Source organism: Phaeocystidibacter luteus (genome assembly GCF_008933115.1).
GTDB lineage: Bacteria > Bacteroidota > Bacteroidia > Flavobacteriales > Schleiferiaceae > Phaeocystidibacter > Phaeocystidibacter luteus.
Map to the genome: position 1 here is coordinate 293696 of NZ_WBVO01000001.1, position 23728 is coordinate 317423.

The 23728-nt window shown below is 46.0% G+C and carries 23 protein-coding genes and 1 riboswitch; of the genes, 10 read left to right on the plus strand and 13 right to left on the minus strand.

From position 1 onward, the window contains the following. Positions 1 to 3 precede the first annotated feature (3 nt). Positions 4 to 741 (plus strand): RDD family protein, encoded by a 738-nt coding sequence (locus F8C67_RS01210; RefSeq protein ID WP_151665960.1) that lies wholly within the window; start codon positions 4 to 6, stop codon positions 739 to 741. Between the two features lie 9 nt (positions 742 to 750). Here the strand turns inward: F8C67_RS01210 and F8C67_RS01215 are convergent, their stop codons facing one another. Then, the gene (locus tag F8C67_RS01215) at positions 751 to 1035 is read right to left on the minus strand and encodes a DUF493 family protein (protein ID WP_151665961.1); all 285 of its coding nucleotides are present in this window, start codon (positions 1033 to 1035) and stop codon (positions 751 to 753) included. 66 nt (positions 1036 to 1101) lie between these two features. Here F8C67_RS01215 and F8C67_RS01220 point away from each other — a divergent pair, with 66 nt between their 5' ends. Beyond that, positions 1102 to 1581, plus strand: coding sequence for an Mpo1 family 2-hydroxy fatty acid dioxygenase (locus tag F8C67_RS01220; protein ID WP_151665962.1), 480 nt, complete (start codon positions 1102 to 1104; stop codon positions 1579 to 1581). Between the two features lie 57 nt (positions 1582 to 1638). Here the strand turns inward: F8C67_RS01220 and F8C67_RS01225 are convergent, their stop codons facing one another. From F8C67_RS01225 to F8C67_RS01245, 5 genes are all read right to left on the minus strand, one after another. Beyond that, positions 1639 to 2817, minus strand: a complete 1179-nt coding sequence (locus F8C67_RS01225) for a C1 family peptidase (protein ID WP_151665963.1) — start codon at positions 2815 to 2817, stop codon at positions 1639 to 1641. A gap of 136 nt (positions 2818 to 2953) precedes the next feature. Next, positions 2954 to 3841: a 3-hydroxyacyl-CoA dehydrogenase family protein gene (locus tag F8C67_RS01230; RefSeq protein WP_151665964.1), complete on the minus strand. Its 888-nt coding sequence runs from the start codon at positions 3839 to 3841 to the stop codon at positions 2954 to 2956. Positions 3842 to 3866: 25 nt separating this feature from the next. Next, positions 3867 to 5282 carry a sugar transferase gene (locus F8C67_RS01235; protein WP_151665965.1) on the minus strand — a complete coding sequence of 472 codons (1416 nt, stop codon included), beginning with the start codon at positions 5280 to 5282 and terminating at the stop codon, positions 3867 to 3869. Then, on the minus strand, positions 5282 to 6178 hold the full coding sequence (locus F8C67_RS01240) for a hypothetical protein (RefSeq protein WP_151665966.1): 897 nt from the start codon (positions 6176 to 6178) through the stop codon (positions 5282 to 5284). Before F8C67_RS01240 ends, F8C67_RS01235 begins: the two co-directional genes overlap by 1 nt. 2 nt (positions 6179 to 6180) lie before the next feature. Then, entirely contained in the window at positions 6181 to 7170 is a 990-nt protein-coding gene (locus F8C67_RS01245) for a Gfo/Idh/MocA family protein (protein ID WP_151665967.1), read from the minus strand. A gap of 109 nt (positions 7171 to 7279) precedes the next feature. Between F8C67_RS01245 and F8C67_RS01250 the strand changes: the two genes are divergently transcribed. The 6 genes from F8C67_RS01250 to F8C67_RS01275 all read left to right on the plus strand — a co-directional run bounded on the left by F8C67_RS01250 (position 7280) and on the right by F8C67_RS01275 (position 13568). After that, on the plus strand, positions 7280 to 7927 hold the full coding sequence (locus F8C67_RS01250; RefSeq protein WP_151665968.1) for a protein-L-isoaspartate(D-aspartate) O-methyltransferase: 648 nt from the start codon (positions 7280 to 7282) through the stop codon (positions 7925 to 7927). A gap of 23 nt (positions 7928 to 7950) precedes the next feature. Further along, a complete protein-coding gene (gene smpB, locus F8C67_RS01255) occupies positions 7951 to 8403 on the plus strand; it encodes an SsrA-binding protein SmpB (protein ID WP_151665969.1) in 453 nt (150 codons plus the stop codon). A gap of 50 nt (positions 8404 to 8453) precedes the next feature. Further along, positions 8454 to 9482: a quinone-dependent dihydroorotate dehydrogenase gene (locus tag F8C67_RS01260; RefSeq protein WP_151665970.1), complete on the plus strand. Its 1029-nt coding sequence runs from the start codon at positions 8454 to 8456 to the stop codon at positions 9480 to 9482. A gap of 63 nt (positions 9483 to 9545) precedes the next feature. Next, on the plus strand, positions 9546 to 10415 hold the full coding sequence (locus F8C67_RS01265; protein WP_151665971.1) for a hydroxymethylglutaryl-CoA lyase: 870 nt from the start codon (positions 9546 to 9548) through the stop codon (positions 10413 to 10415). A gap of 16 nt (positions 10416 to 10431) precedes the next feature. After that, positions 10432 to 10614, plus strand: a riboswitch (cobalamin riboswitch). 28 nt (positions 10615 to 10642) lie between these two features. After that, positions 10643 to 12511: a TonB-dependent receptor gene (locus tag F8C67_RS01270; protein ID WP_151665972.1), complete on the plus strand. Its 1869-nt coding sequence runs from the start codon at positions 10643 to 10645 to the stop codon at positions 12509 to 12511. Continuing rightward, positions 12501 to 13568, plus strand: coding sequence for a DUF5074 domain-containing protein (locus F8C67_RS01275; protein ID WP_151665973.1), 1068 nt, complete (start codon positions 12501 to 12503; stop codon positions 13566 to 13568). Before F8C67_RS01270 ends, F8C67_RS01275 begins: the two co-directional genes overlap by 11 nt. Here F8C67_RS01275 and F8C67_RS01280 read toward each other — a convergent pair. Genes F8C67_RS01280 through F8C67_RS01290 form a run of 3 tightly spaced genes read right to left on the minus strand, consistent with a single transcriptional unit; the run spans position 13561 to position 16575 of the window. Next, positions 13561 to 14685: an NAD(P)/FAD-dependent oxidoreductase gene (locus tag F8C67_RS01280; RefSeq protein ID WP_151665974.1), complete on the minus strand. Its 1125-nt coding sequence runs from the start codon at positions 14683 to 14685 to the stop codon at positions 13561 to 13563. The two genes, F8C67_RS01275 and F8C67_RS01280, sit on opposite strands and share 8 nt — an antisense overlap. Next, positions 14686 to 15252: a DUF6580 family putative transport protein gene (locus tag F8C67_RS01285; protein ID WP_151665975.1), complete on the minus strand. Its 567-nt coding sequence runs from the start codon at positions 15250 to 15252 to the stop codon at positions 14686 to 14688. It lies immediately after the preceding gene. A 51-nt stretch (positions 15253 to 15303) separates the two neighbouring features. Beyond that, the gene (locus tag F8C67_RS01290) at positions 15304 to 16575 is read right to left on the minus strand and encodes an acetyl-CoA hydrolase/transferase family protein (RefSeq protein ID WP_151665976.1); all 1272 of its coding nucleotides are present in this window, start codon (positions 16573 to 16575) and stop codon (positions 15304 to 15306) included. A gap of 269 nt (positions 16576 to 16844) precedes the next feature. On the opposite strand from F8C67_RS01290, the gene F8C67_RS01300 reads away from it, so the two are divergent. Continuing rightward, the gene (locus tag F8C67_RS01300) at positions 16845 to 17237 is read left to right on the plus strand and encodes a pyrophosphohydrolase domain-containing protein (protein ID WP_151665978.1); all 393 of its coding nucleotides are present in this window, start codon (positions 16845 to 16847) and stop codon (positions 17235 to 17237) included. Here F8C67_RS01300 and F8C67_RS01305 read toward each other — a convergent pair. Genes F8C67_RS01305 through F8C67_RS01320 form a run of 4 tightly spaced genes read right to left on the minus strand, consistent with a single transcriptional unit; the run spans position 17234 to position 21673 of the window. After that, the gene (locus F8C67_RS01305; RefSeq protein ID WP_151665979.1) at positions 17234 to 18433 is read right to left on the minus strand and encodes a hypothetical protein; all 1200 of its coding nucleotides are present in this window, start codon (positions 18431 to 18433) and stop codon (positions 17234 to 17236) included. The two genes, F8C67_RS01300 and F8C67_RS01305, sit on opposite strands and share 4 nt — an antisense overlap. Next, positions 18430 to 19959, minus strand: coding sequence for an OstA-like protein (locus F8C67_RS01310; protein WP_170266309.1), 1530 nt, complete (start codon positions 19957 to 19959; stop codon positions 18430 to 18432). The genes F8C67_RS01305 and F8C67_RS01310 overlap by 4 nt, the downstream gene beginning before the upstream one ends. Next, positions 19925 to 21190 (minus strand): adenylosuccinate synthase, encoded by a 1266-nt coding sequence (locus F8C67_RS01315; RefSeq protein ID WP_151665981.1) that lies wholly within the window; start codon positions 21188 to 21190, stop codon positions 19925 to 19927. Before F8C67_RS01315 ends, F8C67_RS01310 begins: the two co-directional genes overlap by 35 nt. A 12-nt stretch (positions 21191 to 21202) precedes the next feature. Next, entirely contained in the window at positions 21203 to 21673 is a 471-nt protein-coding gene (locus tag F8C67_RS01320; RefSeq protein WP_151665982.1) for a Fur family transcriptional regulator, read from the minus strand. A gap of 134 nt (positions 21674 to 21807) precedes the next feature. On the opposite strand from F8C67_RS01320, the gene F8C67_RS01325 reads away from it, so the two are divergent. Further along, on the plus strand, positions 21808 to 23694 hold the full coding sequence (locus tag F8C67_RS01325; protein WP_151665983.1) for an OmpA family protein: 1887 nt from the start codon (positions 21808 to 21810) through the stop codon (positions 23692 to 23694). Positions 23695 to 23728: the final 34 nt, after the last annotated feature.

Consider the following 23728-nt stretch of genomic DNA (forward strand, 5'->3'; position numbering starts at 1 on the left):
CTTATGAAAACTATTGATGTTCTCACCCCGCAAAACGTAAAGCTGGAATTGCAGTTGGCCCCAGCAGGAATACGAATTGCGGCCTTCGCTCTCGATCAAGTGTTTTTTCTGGTCCTACTGTTTCTCATCACCTACACCATAGGTGAGTTATTCAGTTATAATTCAACTACCTACGAGATTTTCATCTACTTCATCTTCTTGCCATTCATCATCTTTTATTCGATGATTATGGAGTTGATTTGGAATGGACAAACGATAGGAAAGAAGCTCTTGGGAATTCGCGTAATGCGGATGGATGGCGAGCCGGTTGGTGTCGACGAGGTTCTGTCGCGCTGGTTTATGCGACTCGTTGATATCCTAATGAGCGCGGGCAGCCTCGCCTTGCTCATGGTTTCTACAAGTCGCTATCGCCAGCGTTTTGGGGATGTGTTAGGAGGAACTATCGTTGTTCGCGAGCGAAATGCGCAACAATCGGTAACACTCTCGCATGTGATGAAGCTCGATACAAAGGACAGTTATGAACCTGTGTATCCAAGAGCGCGCCTGCTTTCGGAAGACGAAGCTCTTCTCCTAAAACGTACATTGGTACGCTACGAATCTCGTCCAAATGAAGGACATCAAAAGGCCATTGTTGAGCTTTCTAACAAGCTAGTGGAAGTGCTAGAAATAAAAAAGGCGGAGAAAAAACATACTGATTTCCTCCGCACTCTCTTAAAAGATTATATCGTCCTTACTCGCTAAGGCTTTGCATTATAGCGACATAAGGCCTTCAATGCCCTCTGCATCTCGGTATCTCTCGATAACCGATTCCGGTGACATCATCATCTCCTTGGCAGTGATAGCCACAAAGTTTCCATTCTTGCTTGTACGCATAGAAACTTGCGACTCCTTAGTGTTAAAGAGGGCTTCTACCTGAGCCACCTTCTGATTATCGGCCGGCACGATGAACTTAAACATGTACACCGATGGCCATTTTTCCAAGTCGCTGAGCTGTTGTCTCAGCTTTTCGTACTTCGCTTCGCGATCTGCACTCATTGTTTCCTCCTTATTTTGAGATTGCAAATGTCTGAAGAATGCTCGAACTTCCCTAAAAACTTCGTTATGAGAACACTCGATTCATGGTTCGCCGAATATTCTGAAAGTCATCAGAATCCTTTGAATAAACTCATCCATTGGATTTGTGTTCCGAGCATATTCTTTTCGATTCTAGCATTAGTGTCGTCTATACCCGCCCAAACCTTACAAAACCTAGCGCCAGAGTCCATGGCATGGTTCGCAAATTGGGGCACACTCATCCTAATCTTTGTATTGATATTCTATTACCGCCATTCCGTTCCAATGGGAATCGCGATGACCGCATTCTCCATACTGTGCATCATTGGTGTGGAAGCGCTTCGAGTGTTGCCATTTCCAATGTGGGCGACAGCGCTAATTATTTTTGTTGCGGCTTGGATCGGACAGTTTTATGGCCATCAAGTGGAAGGGAAGAAGCCTAGCTTTTTAAAAGATCTCCAGTTTCTGCTCATAGGACCGGCTTGGTTGATGGGATTCATCTTTAAGAGCGCAGGAATTCGGTATTGACCAAAAAAAAAGAGGGAACCTTTCGGCTCCCTCCCATAACAAGGCTGATGTATTATATTAATCCATCAAGTCTTCAACGTGAGATGTCACCGCTTCCTTGTGCATCATCACAGAAATAGTTTTATAGCGAACGTACGCCTCTGAAACATAGAGGTATCCAGGACGATAATCGTTATCGCGAATTCCCCAGCTGTTCTTTACAATGTAATAGATGTCGCCATTCTGGTCTTTAACCTTACCGGTGATTTGCATGGCGTGGTCATCCGTAGTTTCGTAGTTGTCGTATGCAGCCTGACGAATTTCCTGTGTTACTTCCATCTGTGGACACGGAGCCTCAAAGCAAGCAGCTTTCTCCTCGTCGGTGAGCATGTCCCAATTGTCAGGCGCTAGTGCTAGGCCAGAACGCAGACTAAACCAGCCGCGCTCGATATCTGCAGCCCAGGCAACTGTATATCCTTCTTCCAGGGCGTTGTCGATGTTCGACATCATCTCATCAAGCTCTACGTTAATGGAACTTCCCCAAGTCCAGTTGTCAGGAACCTGAATTTGTACTTCCGTTTCGAAAGGGTAGTGGGTCCAAGATGTCAACTGTACATAGTCAGCCGGGTTTACGCCAACCACCTCATCGGCGAATGAACGCGGAGTGTACTTTTTACCGTCGTACTCGAATTCCGCAGGGAATTCTCCCAAATAGGCGTCTAGATAGGCAGTGAATGCCGCCTTCCAAACAGGAGTAACACCTGAACGGTTGTGATTTTCGATGACCGCATCAAGGATGCCTTTTAGCGCTGATTCTAGCTCACCATGCTCATTCATTTCAGTACCGTAGTTCAAACCTCGGTATGCGTCTTGTGGAACAGCACCGTATTTGTCAAGGACATACATCACATCAGGCAATGCGCCGCCTTGTGCGAAGTTCAGGTGACCGTGAAGGCGAACGTACTTTTCAGCTTTGTCGATATACACCTGACGAACCGTGAACATTTCAGAAAGGTCGATTGGGTCTTTACCCATGCGGATCATTTCTGATTCAACGAAAGAGCTTGTAGCGTAACTCCAGCAGGTGCCTGAGCTCGCTTGGTTCTTTACGGCAGTGGCGTCAAGGTCGATGATGGTTTCGAATTCATACCCTGGCCCCTCAGCGGCATTTCCTTGGTTTGCTTGGTTAACCAAGTTGTCTTGACCAAAGGCAGTCAAACTAATGAATCCCAACACTGGGATAAGCATTTTCTTCATGTTTGCGGAGTTTTTCGTTTAGAAGTCGTGCAAGATAAACATCGAAGCGAAATACGACTTGTTCACAGTTGCCAATTCGTCTAATTCCATAAAAAAAGCCGCCCGAAGGCAGCTTTTAAATTTTGTTTTATGTCGATTAAGCGAACTGTGAAGACACTTTCGCGTTCTTCGGACCTTCGCTGTAGTCGTAAAATCCTTCTCCGGATTTAACGCCGAGTTTACCAGCGGTAACCATATTTACGAGTAATGGGCACGGAGCATACTTCGGATTTCCAAAGCCTTCGTGCAGAACGTTCAGGATACTCAAGCACACGTCGAGTCCGATAAAGTCGGCCAACTGTAGAGGTCCCATTGGATGAGCCATCCCGAGCTTCATGATAGAATCAATTTCGCTTACACCAGCAACCCCTTCATGGAGTGAGATGATTGCTTCGTTGATCATTGGCATCAAGATTCTATTTGCAACGAATCCTGGGTAGTCATTACACGGTACTGGAATCTTGTTCAACTTCTTTGAAAGATCAACAATGATGTCCGTGGTTTCATCAGAAGTGCTGTATCCGCGGATAATTTCAATCAGCTTCATGACTGGTACTGGGTTCATGAAGTGCATTCCAATAACCTTGTCAGGGCGCTTCGTTGCGGCCGCAATCTTAGTGATGGAAATGGAAGAAGTGTTTGTAGCGAGGATACAAGCGGCAGGTGTTAGCTCATCTAATTGACGAAACAAGTCGAGTTTGATGTCGATACGCTCTGTAGCTGCTTCAACAACCAAGTCAGCGTTCTCAACAGAAGGCTTCAATTCCGTAGAAGTGGTGAGTCTTCCCAGAGCGGCATTTTTGTCGTCTTCTGAAATGAGTTCTTTGGATACTTGACGGTCCATGTTCTTGCCAATTGTGGCAAGCGCGCGATCTAGGCTGTCTTGTTTGATATCGAAAAGTCGAACGTTGTAACCGTGTTGAGCGAAAACGTGTGCAATACCATTACCCATGGTTCCTGCTCCAATCACTGTAATATTCTTCATCTCTCTAATTTAAAATAGGTCAATCTTATTTTCCGCGGCCTTGCAAAACTATCAAAATGGTGTAGAAGAGAATCTTCAAATCATTGAAGAAGCTGACGTTTTCAATGTAAATGAGGTCGAACTTTAGTCGATCAATCATCTCATCTACGGTTGAAGCATATCCGAACTTCACCATTCCCCATGACGTAATGCCGGGTTTTACTTTGTGCACGTGCTTGTAGTGTGGTGCTTTCGACTTGATCTTGTCGATGTAATACTGACGTTCAGGACGAGGTCCCACAATACTCATTTCACCGATAAGAACATTCAAGAACTGCGGAAGTTCATCTAAGCGATACTTGCGCATAACCTTCCCCCAAGGTGTAATTCTATCATCCTCATCGCTAGATAGTTGTGGGCCGTGTTTCTCAGCATCTTGATACATGCTTCGAAACTTGATAATGTGGAAAGGGTGTCCGTGTAAGCCAATCCGCTGCTGACGGTAAAAGATGGGGCCCTTCGAACTCTGGCGAACCATTATCGCCGTAAAGAGCATGATGGGCGAGAAGATTGAAAGTAGTAGAAGGGAAATCAATATGTCAAAAGCTCGCTTTGCAATCCGTTGCCACAAAGGCATAATCTCGTGCTTCACTTCAATCAGTGGAATCCCATAGGATTCGAGTCGAACCTTACCCACAATAATGTCGTACGTATCGGGAATAGACTTCACGCGTACATCGTGGTCCTCAAGTATATTTATAATGGCCTCGAGTTTCTCGTGTTCCTTGGATTCAATGGCGATGAGTACTTCTTCTACCTCGTATTCATCGATGATTCGCGTAAGCTCTTTGTAGTTGCCGAGTAGGGGGAGATCTTTTTCAACCAGAAATTCAATTCGCTCTCGTACGGATACAAATCCTACAAAATGGTGTCCTGTTGTATTCCGCTGTTTGCGGATCTCATTGTACAGCTTTACCGCCTTTTCGTTAGATCCTACGAGCAGGGTGTTAAACCAAATCTTTCTAGCCTGTATCCTTCTATTGGTGCGGGTTGATAAGATGAAACGAAATGTGACCGTGGGGATGAATAGGGCGCTCAGGTAAACACCGAATGACTCGTAGTACTGTTGATAATTCTCTACGATGTCATTTAAAATGAGCGCAAAGAAAATCACGATTGAACCGAGCACGTTGGATCCTAAGGTCTGGAAGATCTCTTTTAGTCGTGATCTCCTCCAAATGTCGCGGTAAAAACCAAGCAAGATGTAAATCAGAAGCCAGTAGAGAGTAGTGGTGAATAGTCCGATGTAGAACATGTTGTCCCACTCTAAACTATTTACACTAAACACTTCAGGTTCAATATATTCCTTTCGAAAAGTGTAGAGTACGGCGTAAGCGGTCAATGCGGAAATCGCATCGAACAGCAGATAGAGTGCAACCTGCTTACGCGTATTCTTCTTCATTAATAAATGAGCTTGATGTTGTCGAAGAGAACTTCCATTTCTCCGTTTCCTTCAACGTTGATGCCTCCGATGAATAGGCGGAATCCTTCGGCATTTGGAACAGCACTGACTTCCGTCACTAGGTTGATGTAGATTTTATTCCACTCCTCGGAAGGAAAGAGGCTAACGACCGGCACTTGATCTACCTGACCACCAGGTATGCGGCGGTAAACCCCAACGGTTATTACAGCGTCTGTTCTGTAGTTCATCTCTAGATATACGTTCGCTCCACCCTTTGGAAGGTCAGTATACTCCTCTGTTGTGATTACTTCGAACAGAAAATCTTCGTCAGGAAGAAACGCATACCCACTCTGTGTGCTGTTTTCATTCAGACTTGGGTCGTTGAAAATAAGGTCAGGGTCCGAAGTGCGAATCAAACCTGTATCAGCTCTTTGAGCGCGCTCAAATGCCAGGGTAGTTCCCTCAAAGTCTTCGATAGGCTTGTAGGTTATGAAGGAAGCGTTGCTGTACGAAACGCGTGCAATACTGTCTCCAGATTGATTGGGCCAAACATCGCCATCTGTTACGAAGTTGATTTGCTCTTGGTATTCGTCGTAGAAGTCGTAGATGTTGCGCAGACTTTGAATTCCATTCAAGTTAATGCCTGGGTGCAATCTAACGTCGTGAACCCCCGATTTTGCGACTGGCACAACGGCGGGTAATTCATATACACCAATGAATTCGCCATCCACCTCAACCCAAACGGTTGTGATTTTTGAGGACGCTGAGCCATGAACCTGGTAATTTGATTCTACAATCATCTCGTCGATGTGCAGATAAGAGGGCACGATGGCTGGTTCACGATCGCAAGAGGCGAGGAGGCCCGCAAGGGCAACGAACATCACGAAATTCTTCATACTTAGCTGATAACGTTTAGTGCATTCTCTAATTGCTCAGAAATCTGATGAGCAACTTCCAATGCTCTATAGCCGTCCTCTAGCGGAACTTCTGTAGGTCGTTTTTGAAGGATAGAATCAGCAAGTGACTTCAACTCGTCCTTTATCGCATTGCTTTCGGAAATCTTTGGATTCTCGAAGTATATCTGCTTCTTGCCGCCATCAGGCAGGTCGAGCACCATGGCGTACGGATTCTCTTCGCTTTCGTCGAAGGTCTTCATTCGGACAATCTCAGCCGTTTTCTCGAAGTAGTCTACCGTAATGTAGGCGTCCTTTTGGAACATTCTCGTTTTGCGCATGGTTTTCATGCTGATGCGAGAGGCAGTCAAATTGGCTACGCAGCCATTGTCGAATTCAATACGCGCGTTTGCAATATCTGGGGTGTCACTTACCACTGCAGCACCGCTCGCTGAAATTCTGCGGACATTAGACTTCACCACAGATAGCACGCTATCGATGTCGTGAATCATCAAATCCATCACTACGGACACGTCAGTGCCTCTAGGATTGAACTCCGCCAAACGGTGATTTTCTATGAACATTGGTGATTGTATAAACGGTCTGGCCGCCACAAAGGCTGGGTTATACCGTTCAACATGTCCCACCTGGGCCTTGATTCCGGCCTCTTCTGAAAGCTTAATAAGCTGTCGAGCTTCTTCCAACGTATGGGTAATCGGTTTCTCAACGAATACGTGTCGAGATTTTCGAATGGCCTTAACTGCACAATCGAAATGGGATAGAGTGGGAGTGACGATATCAACTACATCCACTGCATCAACAAGATCCTCGATAGTGGGAAAGCGCTTCAGGCCGGTAGCTTCCACAGCGGCAGCTGCCTCGTCATTCGGATCATAGAAACCAACCATCTCGTAGGTTTCGGGTAATAATCCGATACATTTGATGTGAATCTTTCCAAGATGTCCTGCACCGAGGACGCCTATCTTCAAGGGCATAATTCGAGGTGTTTGCTGCCAAAGGTAAGGCAAATTGGCAGAGCGAATGGCAGAAATTCTGAATGTGATTTGAACGGCTGTTTGTTAATTTCGTGCCTGCGAAACTACCATGAGAAAAGATACTCCCAAACATCAAGGTCTCCGCAACCAACTGGTTTCAATCCTGAAAGAGAAAGGGATTGAGAATGAAGCAGTGCTGGAGGCAGTCGGCAAAGTGCCACGTCATTTGTATGTAGACAGTTCATTTGAGCAGTTTGCGTACAAGGATCAAGCATTTCCAATTCGTGCCAATCAAACCATCTCTCAACCGTATACCGTTGCCTTCCAGTCGGATTTGTTAGGTGTTGGCGAAGGTGATAAGGTTCTTGAAATCGGCACAGGCTCAGGGTATCAGGCCGCCGTACTTTGCGAAATGGGAGTGAAAGTTTACAGTATTGAAAGGCAGAAAGAGCTCTTCGATCATACTCGAGAGCTGCTTCAACAGTTGGGCTACCGGCCTACACTTAAGTTTGGCGATGGGTATAAAGGAATGCCAACTTACGCACCTTTTGATGCAATTGTTGTCACCGCCGCAGCTCCAAATGTGCCCAATGCGTTACTCGCTCAATTGAAAGTAGGTGGCAGACTGGTAATTCCAGTAGGTGAAGTAGGAGAGGTGCAAAGGATGTATTGCATTACGCGCAAGGACGAGAAGTCATTCTCACGTGCCGTACACGGTGATTTCAGGTTTGTTCCTATGCTCTCGGATAAGGAATAACCATTGACTACCTTTGCGTCCGCATGAAAAATGATGTCCTCATTAAGAATAGAAAGGCTCGACACGATTACGAGCTTCTTGAAACCTACACAGCTGGTTTAAAACTCGTCGGAACCGAAATCAAATCGATCCGACAGGGTAAAGCCAATCTGGTGGATAGCTATTGCTATTTCAGTGAGGGTGAGCTTTACGTAAAAGGCATGCACATCGCGGAGTACGACCACGGGAACATTTTCAATCATGACCCACTGCGCGACCGCAAGCTTCTTCTTTCAAGAAGAGAGTTAGACAAACTCTCCAAAAAGCTGAAAGATCAGGGACTTACAATAGTCACCTTGCGCATGTATTTAAGCGATAGAGGTTGGGCAAAACTCGATATCGCCTTGGCTAAGGGTAAGAAAACACACGATAAGCGCGATACGCTCAAGGAGAAGCAAATGAAGCGCGATATTGATAGAGCAAAGGCCTATAAATAACCTTGCTCGCCGGTGTTGAGTGATGTATTTTTGCGCTCAAATTAGCCGACATGTACAAGTCCATCATTCGTCCCCTTTTATTTTCTCTCAATCCTGAAAGTGCGCACCACTTCACCTTTAATTCGTTGAAGTTTTTGCACGCAATTCCTGGGGTAAACGCAATTGTTGGATCTAGCTTCAAGTATTCTAATCCGAAGTTGGAGACGGAGGTTTTCGGTATAAAATTTCCTAATCCTGTCGGACTAGCCGCTGGGTTTGACAAGGATGCCAAGTTGTTTGGGCCGCTTTCAAAGTACGGTTTCGGCTTTATTGAGATAGGAACACTCACGCCGGTTGGACAGCCCGGAAATCCCAAGCCGAGAATGTTCCGATTACCACAGGACGGAGGCCTCATCAACCGTATGGGCTTTAACAACGAAGGAGTAGAGGCGGCCGTGGCCCGACTTAAGAAGAGACAACCCGGATTGGTCATTGGCGGAAACATCGGTAAGAATAAGGTCACGCCAAACGAAAATGCAACCGACGATTACGTGAAGTGCTTTGAGGCACTTTTTGACTACGTAGATTACTTTGTGGTAAACGTAAGTTCTCCCAACACACCTAACCTCCGCGAACTTCAAGACAAAGAGCCACTCACTCAACTGCTAAACACGCTAGAACAGCGAAATGCCAAGAAGGCTGCACGCAAGCCAATTCTATTAAAAATCGCACCCGATGTCACTGATGGCCAATTGGTAGACATCGTGGAAATTGTGAAAGACTCTGGCATCGACGGCGTAATTGCAACCAATACGACCATAGATCGTTCGGGCCTTACAACGTCTTCTGAAATTGTAGAGTCGATCGGAGCAGGAGGACTGAGCGGCAAGCCCGTGAGAGAGAAGAGTACAGCTGTAATTCGTCGACTCAGTGAATTGTCAAAAGGCGCATTTCCTATTATCGCGGTAGGCGGAGTTTACACTGCGGAAGACGCGAAGGAAAAGCTCGAAGCCGGTGCTAGTTTGGTACAAGTATATACAGGATTCATCTACGAAGGTCCGGCCATGGTAAAGCGAATTCTCAAAGGCTTGGTGAAGTAACAACGCTTTTAATTCGATTGGCGATTTGGTATCTTCGTGCGGCCAAAGGCTCAAGGCTTACCCATGAAAAAATCGCACGATTCGCACATGGACATCGTTGAATGTCCGCGTGATGCCATGCAAGGCATACATCCGTTTATCCCCACTCAGCGCAAGGTTGACTACATCAATAGTCTGCTCAAGGTTGGATTTAACACCTTAGACTTCGGTTCTTTCGTTTCTCCAAAAGCGATTCCTCAACTCAGAGATACACAAGAGGTGCTCGACAAGCTCGATTTAGATGGCGTAGACACTAGACTTCTCAGCATCGTTGCGAACGTGAGAGGAGCAGAGTTGGCCTGTGCAAATGAGCAAATCGACGATTTGGGCTTTCCTTTTTCACTTTCTGAAACGTTTCAGCAACGCAACACAAACCGATCGATGTCGGAAGCATTCGACATTGTGAAAGAAATCGGTGAACTGACTAGAAAGCATGACAAGCGCCTGGTTGTCTATCTCAGCATGGGGTTTGGAAATCCTTACAACGAGCCATGGAATGTGGATATCGTTGAGGAATGGGCTGAGAAGATGGTTTCAGAAGGAGTAGAAGTCCTTTCTTTGAGTGACACGATTGGAACCTCAAATCCAGATAGCATTGAGTATTTGTTCAGTGCCTTGATTCCGCGTTTTCCTAAAGTGACCTTTGGCGCACATTTACATACCACACCCGACACATGGCATGAAAAAGTAGACACCGCGTGGAAGGCTGGTTGTAGAAGGTTTGATGGAGCAATCAAAGGTTTTGGAGGATGCCCAATGGCCGCCGATGACCTCGTGGGCAACATGCCTACCGAAAAGCTTCTGAATTACGCCGCGCAGAATAAGATTGAAACCGGCGTAAACGGCCTAGCATTCGAAACCGCCTACAACGAAGCCTTAAAAACATTTCCCTGAACCGGGAATTTAGTTATACCTTCGCAGCGTTCACGGTGTCCCGACTATTCGGGATGAAAAGGGAATTCGGTGAGAATCCGAAACTGTACCCGCAGCTGTAAATCCGTAAATTCTTGAAAACAGCTCTAGCCACTGGATATTCCGGGAAGGCGTTTTCAAAAGGATGAGTCAGAAGACCTGCCGAGAACCATAGGACACATGTCTCTTCGGGAAGAAAGAGTAGTGGTATGAAAGGTAATCGCAAGTTACATATCATCTCGTGTGCATTGCTCTGCACAACATCGCTGTTAGCTCAAAATGAGCTAGAGACAGTTACCATTATTTCTTCTAGGCTACAACACGCCCTCTTTAACGAGGATATGCGCGTCGATTCATTGGAAATTCGTCCATATGCCGACGTCAACCTCAGTGAGTCTATTCGTTCCGAGTCGTCTATTTACGTACGTTCTTATGGGCCAGGCCTGGCTTCAACGGTAAGTCGACATGGATTTAGTCCCTCACAATCCATGGTATATTGGTACGGAGTGCCCTTAAATTCACCAGCCCTCGGGCTCACGGATTTATCGACCATACCTTCTTCTTCCGCTGTTCTTCTAGACGGTGGAGCAGGAGGAACACTATTCGGCTCTGGATACATGGGAGGTGGCATACATCTCGAGAACCCTAGCGTTCCCATGGGTTGGAGGATAGAAGAACACTTCGATTACAGAACCTCAGGCTTGTATAATCAACGTTTCACCGCAAGTCATAAAGGTGAGAAGTTTCGACACCGAGCCGTGATATCCAATACTAGGGGCCCGCAGGACTATTTGTATACCGACTTATACGGAGTGGAAAGAAGTCGACTGGGAGCAGATCAATCTCTTCTACATGCCGAGTATTATGGTCAGTATACTTACAGCGGGGGCCTTGTTTCATGGGGTGTTTGGGTTTCTGATATGGATCGAGGTATTCCTAGAAGCATAAGCGAGTCATACACGGAAGGGGCTCGGCAAACAGATGAGAATGCCCGTGCCTTTATCAAATGGAACCAGCGTGGAGATCGTTGGGACCTGAAAGTTAGACTTAGCGGGTACTACGAAGACCAACGGTACACGTCAACCGTAATCTCTGATACCAATATCGCCGTGGCTTCCTATGCACAAACGGATTTCACTTGGTACTTTTCTGACGAGTTAAAGTTGATTTCTAGCCTGGATTACGCCTATCAATATGTGAAAGGTACAAGCAAGAATCCTAGTAATATTAACAGAATTGGAGGTGCAGCAATACTCGTTTACAACCCGCACAAAGACTGGACATTCAGTGGAGGCGGACGTGTCGATCATCAAAATACGACCACGCCTTTTATTCCAACAGTTGAGGCTAAATGGAGCAAATACGGCTGGTCTGCGCAAGTAGACTACAGGAGCCACTTCAGGTTCCCAACATTGAATGATCTATTCTGGACGCCGGGAGGCAATCCGAATTTGAAGCCAGAGTTCGGTCGAACAACGGAGTTATTGCTGGCAAAACGATTAAACTACAATCGTACCCAACTTGAATTAAAGGCTTCTGCCTTCACCGCACAGATCGATAATTACATTCAATGGGTGCCTACAGGAGGATTTTTTGAACCCCAAAATGTTCGTCGAGTGGCTAGCAATGGAGCTTCTGCGGGATTTGAATTGTCCCTACCCATACAAGCGGTTACGATGAGCTTCACTAGTAATTACAGTTTTACACGAGCCACCGTGTTAGAAAGTGAACGGACCGGTGACCCGGCAATAGGAAACCAGCTGATCTACACCCCTCAGCACAAGGCTACGTCAGGACTAAAGCTGAATTTCGCGTCGTGGAGTTTCTATGCAGACGCGCAATACTACGGAGAGGTTCACACCACTTCGGATAATCAAGAAGTATTGGCCATAGATCCTTTTGTCAATGTAGATGCAGGAATCGGCAAACGATTCGAATACAAGAAATTCTCAGCTATAGCTCGTGTTGGTTGCCGCAATGTGACCAATAGTGAAGTATACTTTCAAAGATTTTATCCCATGCCTGGAATCCAAGGCACATTTTCTTTAACCATTCAATTTCAATCAAATGAGAATTAAACTATGGCTCCTTATCGGGCTAAGTCCAATGTTGTTGTCTTGTTCAAATGACGACGATGACGACGATGATTCTGGTTCAGACGATAAGTACAACAACGGGGTGTTCATCAGTAATGAAGGCCCATTCCAAGGAGGAAATGGCACCTTGAGTTGGTATGATTTGTCAGACAAGAGTGTAACAAACGATTTGTTTCTAAGTGAAGTAGGTAGACCTCTTGGAAACGTTGTACACAGCGTTCACGTATTCGATGAATACTTGTACATCGTTGTAAATAACAGTGGTGTAGTAGAAGTGGTAGAAGCTGATGAGATGGAACATGAAATGACCATCACTGGCTTGACCAACCCTCGTTATGCGCAAGGCATTTCAGAGGACATTGTAGCAATTACAGATTGGGGAACTAATACGGTGGAGATTATTAATGCTTCGAACTCCTCAGGCGTTGCGAGCATTAGCACTGGAAACGGACCCGAAAGAATGTTGCTCAATGGCAATACACTATACGTTGCCAACAGTGGCGGTTTCGGCCTTGATTCCACTGTAGTGCTGATAGACATCACCTCAAATGCGGCGGTAGACACCTTCTATGTGGGTTACAATCCGAATTCTATGATTATCGACGCCAACGGAGCGCTTTGGGTACTCTGCGGAGGATATACAGATTGGGGTGACCCATCTAACAACCTTCCTGGTTCACTGTACCGCTTGAATGCAACTACTGGCGCAGTGCAAGACACCTTCCAATTTGGCGATGCTCCACGTCCAACCGGACTATGCACAGGTCCTGTTCAGCAGGAGATGTACTTCTTGGACAATGGCTATGGTGGAAATCCATACCGAATGAGCTACACGGCCACTGAATTACCATCTACTCCGATGGTTACTGGAGCAAACGGTTACGCCATTGGGTTGGATCCACGTAATCTAGACCTCTACATCGCCGATCCAGTAGACTATGCAAGCCAGGGTAAGGTGTATAGAATGGATGTTGTTTCCGGAGCTATGCTCGACACCTTGAACGTGGGGATTATTCCTGGTAACTTCGAGTTCAACTAAGCTTTTCTATCGCCATTTCGGCTACTATTGGAGCCATGGCGACGCCCATTCCGCCTAGCCTGGCAGCTAGGATAAGATTATCAGAAAGCGCCTCTATACGGGGCGTTTTCTCATTTTCGGCACCAAAGGCCATTGTTCCGGCCCATCTGTAATCTATATCAAAAGAGGAATCTGGTAGGAGGGTAGACCGAAGTATATGCTCCAGTTCACTCTGAATCTTCTCGCTAGTCACACGGTCTGATGTTCGTTCTCCCATTACATCGAGGTGACGGCCACCCCCGAGTAGAACTCGTTTTCCAACATTTCTGAAATACCAATACCCGCGATCGAGATGGAAGGTGCCTTCCAGCTTCAAGTTGGGTATTTCACTCGTCATTAGAACTTGGCCTCGCGCCGGGTAGATGTTCTCTTCCGGTAATAATTGCTTGGTCAGACCATTCGTTGCAACGATACATGCTTCTGCAGTCCATTTAACGCCAGATGTATCGATTGCCACAACATGAGGAACCGTTTCGATAGCTGTAATTTCAATACCATTTATGAACTCTACGCCGCGCTCTCTGAGCGCTTTTTCTATCAGAATACAAAGCTTGGCAGGGTGGAGTTGCCCTTCGTGCTTATTCAAGAAGGAATGGGGGAGTACGTCCATTCCAAATCGCGAGGTGCTTGAATCCGTTTGATAGGTAGAGTCGCCAACTATTGGGTTGAGAATGTGATTGAGGTATTCGAGCTTATCATTCAGATTATCAAAGACTTCTGTCTCTGAACTTTGAAAGATTTCCCATCCGCCAGTCATTCTAAAGTCAAAGCTTTTTGGAGCGAAATTCTGAAGGTAGAATTGCAGTCCTCGATAACGTTGTTCGACTCTTTGCAGGGTGAGTTCTTCGCCATCAACCTGAAGGTCTTCGTAGATTTCGGAGGGTGACCCAAAGCAAGCAAAACCCGCATTTCTTGTGGATGCTCCAAAAGGGAACGGACCACGCTCTATGATGCGTATTCGTCTTTTTGGAAATTTACGAGAAGCATGAAAAGCAGAAAGGAGGCCTGTTAGACCTCCTCCTATTATCATAATGTCGCAATGCGATGCTACGGTTGATTTCTCCCAATAGCTAAGCATTTACGCTGTTTGTGCTGAAGTAATACGTGCTGTAATTGCTTCTTTGGCAGCAATCATAATGGTTCCGTATGCCAACGTTCCTAAGATTGAGCCCTTCAAGAATGGAATACCTGCGGCGTATGACGTCATCAAGCCAGTAAAGTCTTGGGTATAAAGTGCAGGATTACCCATCCAAGCTCCGAAGTTTGTAACCAAGAAGAAGAGAAAAGCTGAACCTACACCGTAACCGATAAAGCTTCCAATTTTGTTGAGTTTAGCACTTTTCATCCCATAACGACCTAAGATTGCGATTGCGATGTAAGATCCATAGGTGAATCCCATGCCTGGGTAGAACAGTGTGAATCCGTCGTTATATGCAGCGTGAACCGTGTTGTTTAGCACAACATCGCTTGCAAAAACAGCCACAAGTGGAACTAGAATGGCAAGTTCAGCACGCTTGAGCCAAGCTCCACCGAGCAGTGCTACAGCGAATACGGCAGTAAAGTTGCCTAGGTGTGGAATCAAGCGAGTAAAAGCAGCGGCTAGAAGTAGAACGGCTACGAGAATAAGGTTCTGACGACGGCTCATAAAATTCAATATTTAAAGCAAAGGTAAGCAGATGGTGTGTTTGCACAAAATCTAGGCGTGATAGAGCTCATAGGCTTCTCTTTCGAGTTGCTCGCGATGCTCAGGGTGCGCAATTTTAATCATCGCATCCACTCGTTCGCGAATAGATTTACCATACAAATCTGCCACGCCGTATTCGGTAACAACATAATGCACGTGGGCACGTGTGGTCACAACGCCCGCGCCAGGCTTGAGTTGAGGCACAATCTTCGACAAGCCTTTATTGGTTTGACTTCCCAGGGCGATGATCGGCTTACCACCTTCGGAAAGTGATGCGCCTCGTATGAAATCCATTTGTCCGCCCACGCCAGAGTAGAATCGAGTGCCAATACTGTCGGCGCAAACTTGACCCGTTACATCCACTTCAATGGCACTGTTAATTGCAACTACTCTTGGATTCTTACGAATCACGGATACATCGTTGACGTATGCGATGTCCAACATATTCACCATCGGGTTATCGTGAATGAAGTCGTATAATTTCCGAGTTCCGAAAGCGAAACCACTCACAATTTTGCCCGGATGAATGCGCTTTTGGCTGTTGTTGATAACGCCAGACTCAACAAGTGGTATTATACCATCGCTGAACATCTCGGTATGGATTCCCAAATCTTTATGGTTGCCCAATTTGGCTAAAACGGCGTTGGGGATTGACCCAATGCCCATTTGCAGCGTAGAGCCATTCTCAATCATTCCAGCGATGTTCTCGCCTATGAGCGCTTCTTCTGCTGATATTACGCCTGGAGCATGCTCTGGAAGGTCTTGCTCGTGTTCTACCGCATAGTCAATGTCATTCAGGTGAATGAGGCCATCTCCGTGAGATCTGGGCATTTTGGGATTAATCTGGGCAATGACAAGCTTCGACATTCTCCAAGCCGCGTTGGTGGCATCAATTGACACTCCCAATGAACAGAATCCGTGCGCATCTGGAGGCGACACCTGAATCAAGGCTACATCCAATGGTATGATTCCCTTCCTGAACATTCCCGGAACCTCACTCAAAAAGGACGGAACGAACTGTGCTCGGCCATTCCAAATGGCCTTGCGAACATTGGCGCCGATAAAGAGGCAATACACATCGAAAATACCTGCAAACTCCGGTTCGGCATAAGGAGCGTCGCCATCCGTGTGAAGGTGATAGATCTTATTACCGTAAAGCTGACTACCCCGTTCGGCTAATGCATGAACCAGAGCCTGAGGGGCAGCGGCTGCAGTGTGGATGTATATGTTTTGTTCTGGCTTAACGTGTTGCAACGCATCGGTTGCAGAAACAAAGAGTGCCATTAGAAGAAGACCCTTTTAAATATGAAGATTAGGATGAGCACCATGAGGATTCCTAGAAGTACGCGACTTCCCCCGATCCCGAACTTGTCGTGCGTTTTCGAGTCCTTGCGGTACGACCAAATCAAAAAGAAAACAAAAGCAACCGCGAAAATGGCTGCAAAAATCCAATGTCCTGTAGTGATATTTTCCATCTCTTATTACCTTGGGTTCAAAGGTACATTGCCAAGAACATCCAATTGCTGATAAAGATCAGCCTATTTCAAACTTTTATGAAAAAACAGCTTTCTGCAGTCCACCATTTTCACGAAACCTACAAGATTCCTCAAAACGAAGCGCCTGTGGGTGAAATCCCTACTGATCAGTATTTGCTGCGCTATAAATTGATGAGAGAAGAGAATGAAGAATACTTAGAAGCCGCTCAGAACAACGATATCGTGGAAATCGCAGATGCTTTAGGCGACATGCTCTACATCCTGTGTGGTACCATTCTCAGTCATGGTATGCAAAACGTAATCGAAGAAGTTTTCGACGAAATCCAAAGAAGCAATATGTCCAAGCTTGGTGAAGATGGACAGCCGATCTACCGCGAGGATGGTAAGGTGATGAAGGGGCCAAACTATTTCAAGCCTAATCTCAAAGAGATACTAGACAAGCACGTTTAGTAGGTCGAATGAATCACATACAAGAGCAAGTCGATGAGTTCTTGCTCTTCTTCCGTCGGACTCATCTCCTGTGCATCACCTAGGGTTTGCAGTGCCTCAGTCCTTTTATTTCGAACGATGAGCACATCGGCTTTCATGATGTACAACTGAACGCTCGGCTTCATCTTGATGCACGCATTTAACCACTCCGTTGCCTTGTCTAAGGAGTAATCAGATCTGGAAAGTGAAGTGTGCGTTCGGATGATTTCAACCATTTGCTCGTCCGTTGGCTCCAATTTGATGATCTGCTCATCGGTGACCCGAATGTAGTTCTCAAAATCGTTGAGGCCCAGGTAATAGTCTTGCCAAAGCAAGAGTTTATTGTAGGCGAGCAAGTTCTCCGGATCAGCAGAATCGCGAACAACGGTTGGCAGAAGTTGTAGCTCCATGTTTTCAACCATGCTACTATCCATCGTGCTTACGGCGATCTCTAAATTGAAATTGTAAAGTCTATCATAGTACGCTTGCCATGGGAACTCTTCGCCAAGCGTTTGTTCCCAATCAATTTTGATGTATTGATAGAGGGGAGAGGTGAGGTCGCTCACGTACGTCATGATGTACGGCCAGTATCGATCCGATTTCAAGGAATCAAGGTTCAAAGAGTTGCGAAATGCACTCACTAATCTCGTTTCATATTGAGGTTGGTTCGCACCAGCGATATAAAAGAGATCGAACCATTCTTCCACGGAAAGGGTGTCACCACCGCGCATGGCATACGGCATGATAGATCCGTAGTTCTGCGTAAGAAACCCAACTTTGTCACATGCACGCATAAATTTCTCATGCTCCATGACGCCAGCTTCCATTTTCCAAACGAATTCAGATCCCGTCATCCAAAGGGAAGAAGGCACACTCCCAATATCAAAGCCAGCCGCAAAGCTCCTGGCAAATGAAGTTCCCTCTCGGATGTAAATGCTCAAGTAATTCTCATTCAAGTAGTCTTCAACTACGTCTCTCCCCAAGGTTGAACTCTCCATAAAGTCGCAAGGCTCACAGTCGTCGGAACTAGTGTAATAGACATAAATCATCTTGCGGTTAGCCTCGGCGAGTGCTAAAACTTCTTCCCACTGTGTTAGAGAGGTAACATAGATGAAGTCTGGCTTAGCCGTGCCAGCAAATGAAAAGAGGATGGCGAGAGTTAGGAGTAGTTTTTTCATTGGAAGATGTCGCTTCGAGTTGGTCGCTCATCATACCTTGGTCTAAAACCTTTAAGTCGCTTTTCTCCTTCAGGAATATCTTCCACCGGATAGAGCGTAGCATCAGGCTTTACAAGGAAAATGATGCGGTCAATCTTGTTATCTTGAACGCGAATTTCCAAATCACTGCAATCTGCTCGGTTGATTCCTAGCAGTACTTCATTTTCGTCGTAGGCATTGTACACGGTCTGACCATTTCCGGAAACAAATATGCGCTGTAGCTCATTCTCAACGAACTTCCCATACATGTTCTTTCCCTTGATCTGATCGTATAGAACTTCTTCGGTTTCAGACATCAAGAAAGCGTTTCCGGTCATGAATAAGCTATCCATGTTGCCATTGCGCAACTTCAGATCCATATTGTCTGAGGTCATCTGGTTGGTGCCAGTCCATAGAATAGGGGACTCATACAAATGGAATGTCGAGTCTATCTCTGAATAGAATAGAGAGTCACATCGGCCTTGGAAGTCTGATTTGAAAATTTTCACGTTGTAGTAAACTTTCAAAAACCGTTCCGCTGTGTCATTGTTCCGATAGGTGAGAAGGGTGTCACCGTTCAAGTGCAACGTATCGCCATCAACATTCAGACTGTAGATAGGATTTCCAGTAACGAATGCATAGCTACTAGATTCCTTGTAATGCGCGAAGGCGCCGGTAACTTCGTAACCTTCCGCAGTATCCCTGAGAAGTACGTTGTCGTATACTTTTCCAAATTCTCTCTTTTGATCATAGAAAATGGAATCCCCTCGAATGAGTTGCGATTCGTTGTAGATGAAAACGCTATCCACAAACCAACTCGTTTCTCTCAGGGCATTGAAATAGCCTTTCTTACAGTAGATGTCGCCGTTCTTTCCTGAGATTACAGTTCGACCGTAAAACCAGGTTTGTTCAGATTCAGAATGATACAACATAGTATCCGAGCGAACCGTGTAGTTGTCGGTTACTAAAACGACACTATCCTTGAATTGAAGCATGTCGTTGTTACTATTATAAAGGCCACGCTGGCTCCAGAGCTTTTGAGACGGACCAATAATGTTCGCCCCATTTGTGTAATAGCCCAGATTCGTGTTTCTGTCAAATTGCAGCGAAGGAGCTGTCAGTTCTAAATCTGGGTCTCTGAGGCGTACATTTCCTCGAATGTCGATTTGCTTCGTGTTGCCGTTGTAATTCAGCTTATCTCCATACAAATGAAGTGTGTCACCCTGGTTGATGTGTACGTTCTGATACGCTATGATGGAATTCGACTTCGGGAAGAAATGCGCGGAATCGCAGAACATCAACGCCCCTTCATGCGACATTCGAACATCACCAATCAAACGGACAAACTCTTTGGTTTGGCCACGTGACTTCTTTAAAGTTCGGGTATTGAGAATCTCAATCTGTTTTGCCTGCCCAAAAATGAAGGTCGACAAAAACAGAAAGAAGAATGTGTACGTGAGTTTCACGAAAGATTTATCGATGAATAGTCTGCGTTCTATCTGGTCCAACCGAAACAACTTTAACAGGAACTCCTGTTTTTTCCTCGATGTAACGGATGTATGAACGCAAGTTCTCCGGCATTTCGTCTTCTGTGCGTACAGAAGTCAAATCTTCACTCCAGCCAGGAAGTTCTTCGTAAATCGCTTCAACAAGATGATCTTCGATTTTGTAAGGCAAATGCTCAACCTCTTCGCCGCGGTATTTGTACTTCGTACATACTTTGATGGTCTCGAATCCGCTGAGCACGTCAGCCTTCATCATAAAGAGTTGAGTGACACCGTTGATGTCAATCGCGTACTTCAATGCTGGGAGGTCGAGCCATCCACAACGACGTGGACGACCAGTGGTAGCGCCAAACTCGTGGCCCTTTGCACGAAGCTCTTCGCCAGTGGCATCTTCAAGTTCGGTAGGGAATGGGCCGCTACCAACACGTGTGCAGTATGCCTTGAAAATCCCGAATACTTCGCCAATTTGGTTAGGTGCAACACCAAGACCGGTACATGCACCTGCGGCAGTTGTATTTGAAGAGGTTACAAACGGATACGTTCCAAAGTCGATGTCTAGTAACGTTCCTTGCGCTCCTTCGGCCAAGATCTTCTTGTTGGCACGCATGGCATCGTGCACGTATGGCTCGCTGTCTACAAGCTTGAGTGAACGGAGGAAATCAACCGCTTCAAACCACTCAGCTTCCATGCTATCAAGATCACACTCGTAATCATAGAGTGCGATTAAGTCCTTGTGCTTCGCAACTAGGTTGTCATAGCGCTCTTTGAAGTCTGGCAGCTCGATATCGCCTACGCGCAAACCGTTTCTACCTGTTTTATCCATGTACGTCGGCCCGATACCCTTGAGTGTACTTCCGATTTTCTTCTTGCCCTTTGCAGCTTCAGAGGCAGCATCGAGCATGCGATGAGAGGGAAGGATAAGGTGTGCTTTTCTTGAAATGAGCAGCTTCTGAGTGAAGTCGCCTTCGAACTTCTTGAGATCGTCCATTTCTCTCTTGAAAATCACAGGGTCGATAACAACGCCGTTACCTACGATATTCATCGCTTCTGGGTGGAAAATCCCGGAAGGGATGGTGTGAAGAACGTGTTTGATACCGTCGAACTCAAGTGTGTGGCCAGCATTTGGGCCGCCTTGGAAACGAGCGATGATGTCGTACTGACGAGTGAGAACGTCAACAATTTTTCCTTTTCCCTCATCTCCCCATTGGAGACCTAAGAGGATATCTACTGCCATAAAGCGTGGAACTTATTCGGTGGGGTTTGAATTGACATCTTCGGGTTTCGACGCGTTTTTGCGCGCAAAGAAATAGAGGGAATGCCCATCTACCTCAACTCCGAAAACCTCTTCAATAGTTGCCTTGATTTGTTGAATGCGTGGATCGCAGAACTCGATTACTTCTCCTGTGTCGGTGCAGATAACGTGATCATGCTGACGGTTGAAATACGACTTCTCGTAGTGTGCCTGGTTTTGCCCAAACTGATGCTTACGCACCAAACCACACTGAAGAAGGAGTTCAATAGTATTGTAAAGCGTAGCTCTACTCACACGGTAATTCTTGTTCTTCATTGAAATGTACAGCGATTCAATATCAAAGTGATCATCGCTCGCGTAGATCTCCTTTAATATGGCGTAACGCTCAGGCGTTTTACGTTGACCGTTCGCCTCTAGATAGTCGGTGAAAACCTGTTTTACCTGCTCGAAAGCTGTATCGTCCATATACTTATGAGAACAAAGGCACAAAAATAGCAATTCATATCGAAGGAAACCGTTTTACAAGCGTTCATTATCAACAATCAGAAATAATGAGCCTATCTTCGGTGTCCGCTTTAATTTGAATCAGCAATTTTCAGATGCGCATACTCTTATCTCTATCCCTTCTTATTCTTTGCCAGTGCACGGTTCAGGCGCAGTCGCGACGTGCAAGAAACTATTTTACGGATGCTCAGCAGAGTATCAGAAACAGAGATTACCAAGAAGCGATGGATGATCTAGAAAGTGCCCTCAGATCTTCTCCCGAATATGCCGAAGCTTGGTTATTAAAGGCTGATTTACATATGATGCTTCGGGAGGGCGATAAAGCGATTCAATCCTATAAAAAGGCCTACGCCAACAGTGGCAATGCTGCTGTTCTATTTAGATGGGGTAGTGCAACCCTAGAATACGGTCAGTATGCTGTGGCCGACAGCGTTCTAACCGCATATATCAATTCACCTCAAGCAAACCCCCGCTACGTTTCACAAGCTAATGGTCTACGCGATAGAGCTGCATGGGCAGCAGAAAGGGTGAGAAATCCGGTTGAGTTCGACCCGCAATACATGGGTGAACATGTGAATAAGCTGCATATGCAGTATTTCCCTGCGATTACAGCAGATGGAAATACGCTCATGTTTACGGCACGGAACCTCAATGAAATGCCGTCTGACGAAGACTTTTACTTCACTCAGAGGGATAGTTTGGGAAATTGGTCGGAAGCCCAACCGCTTCCAGGAAGACTAAACACACGCGGAAACGAAGGCGCCATGTGCTTGTCAGCGGATGGAGAATACATCTTCTACACGGGCTGTGACCGCGAAGGTGGCTTTGGATCATGCGATATCTACATAAGTTTTAGAGAAGAAGACGGTACATATAGCGAAGGAAGAAACCTCGGCGAAGCTATTAATACCAGGTACTGGGAATCGCAACCGGCACTTTCACCTGACGGAAAAACGCTCTTCTTCGTCCGCGGTAGCAATAGCCGTGGAGGGACGATGGATATTTACTATTCAAATTTCACGGAAGAGGGCTGGACAGAGGCTAAGAAGGTTGAAGGCGAGGTCAATACTCCAGCGAAGGAAGAGTCTCCTTTCATTCACTTCGATGGGAGAACCATGTACTTTGCGAGCGAGGGGCACCTAGGCATGGGACAAAGCGATTTGTTCATGGCAACCCTCCAACCAGATGGAACCTGGGGAGATGTGAAGAATCTCGGATATCCCATCAATACATACAAAGGAGAGATAGCATTAGTTGTTGCGCCAGACGGTAAAACGGCGTTCTATTCGTCCGATAGAGGGAGAATGGAAGATCGACAACACCTCTATATGTTCGAACTTCCAGAGGAGGTTAGAGCCACCCCGGTAGCTTGGATTAGTGGAGTAGTGGTAGACGATGAAACGAATCGCCCCGTGCAAGCTAAGCTTGAATTCGTGGATTTATCGACCGGCGAAGTCATACTTTCCGATGTTTCGAACCGACGAGGACAGTTTCAAGTAAGTCTTCCAAGCCATTCTTCTTATGCCTTGAATGTGAATGGAAAGGGATACATGTTTTATTCTGAAAACTTCTCTCTCGAAGATCAAACCGAAGCAACAGCCGAGTCATTATTGGTTCAATTGAGAAAGTTGAAGGTGGGCGACGCTGCGGTGTTGAGCAATATCTTCTACGAATACGACTCATACGAGCTCACGGATAATTCCACCACAGAACTAGAGAAACTCGTTCAGTTCTTGAATGAGAATCCAAGTGTTAAATTGTCGATTGACGGACACACCGATAACATCGGAGGAGCAGCATATAATAAAGAATTGAGCAAGCAACGCGCACAATCTATAGTTGACTACCTGATAGCTAATGGTATAGACGAGGGGCGTTTGGAGTCCCGTGGATACGGCGATTCGCGTCCAATTGCCGACAACTCTACCGAGGAGGGGCGTGCTAAAAACCGCAGAACGGAACTGACAATCTTGAATTTGTAAGTATTTTCTTTCAGTTTTTACTTATTTTCGTGGA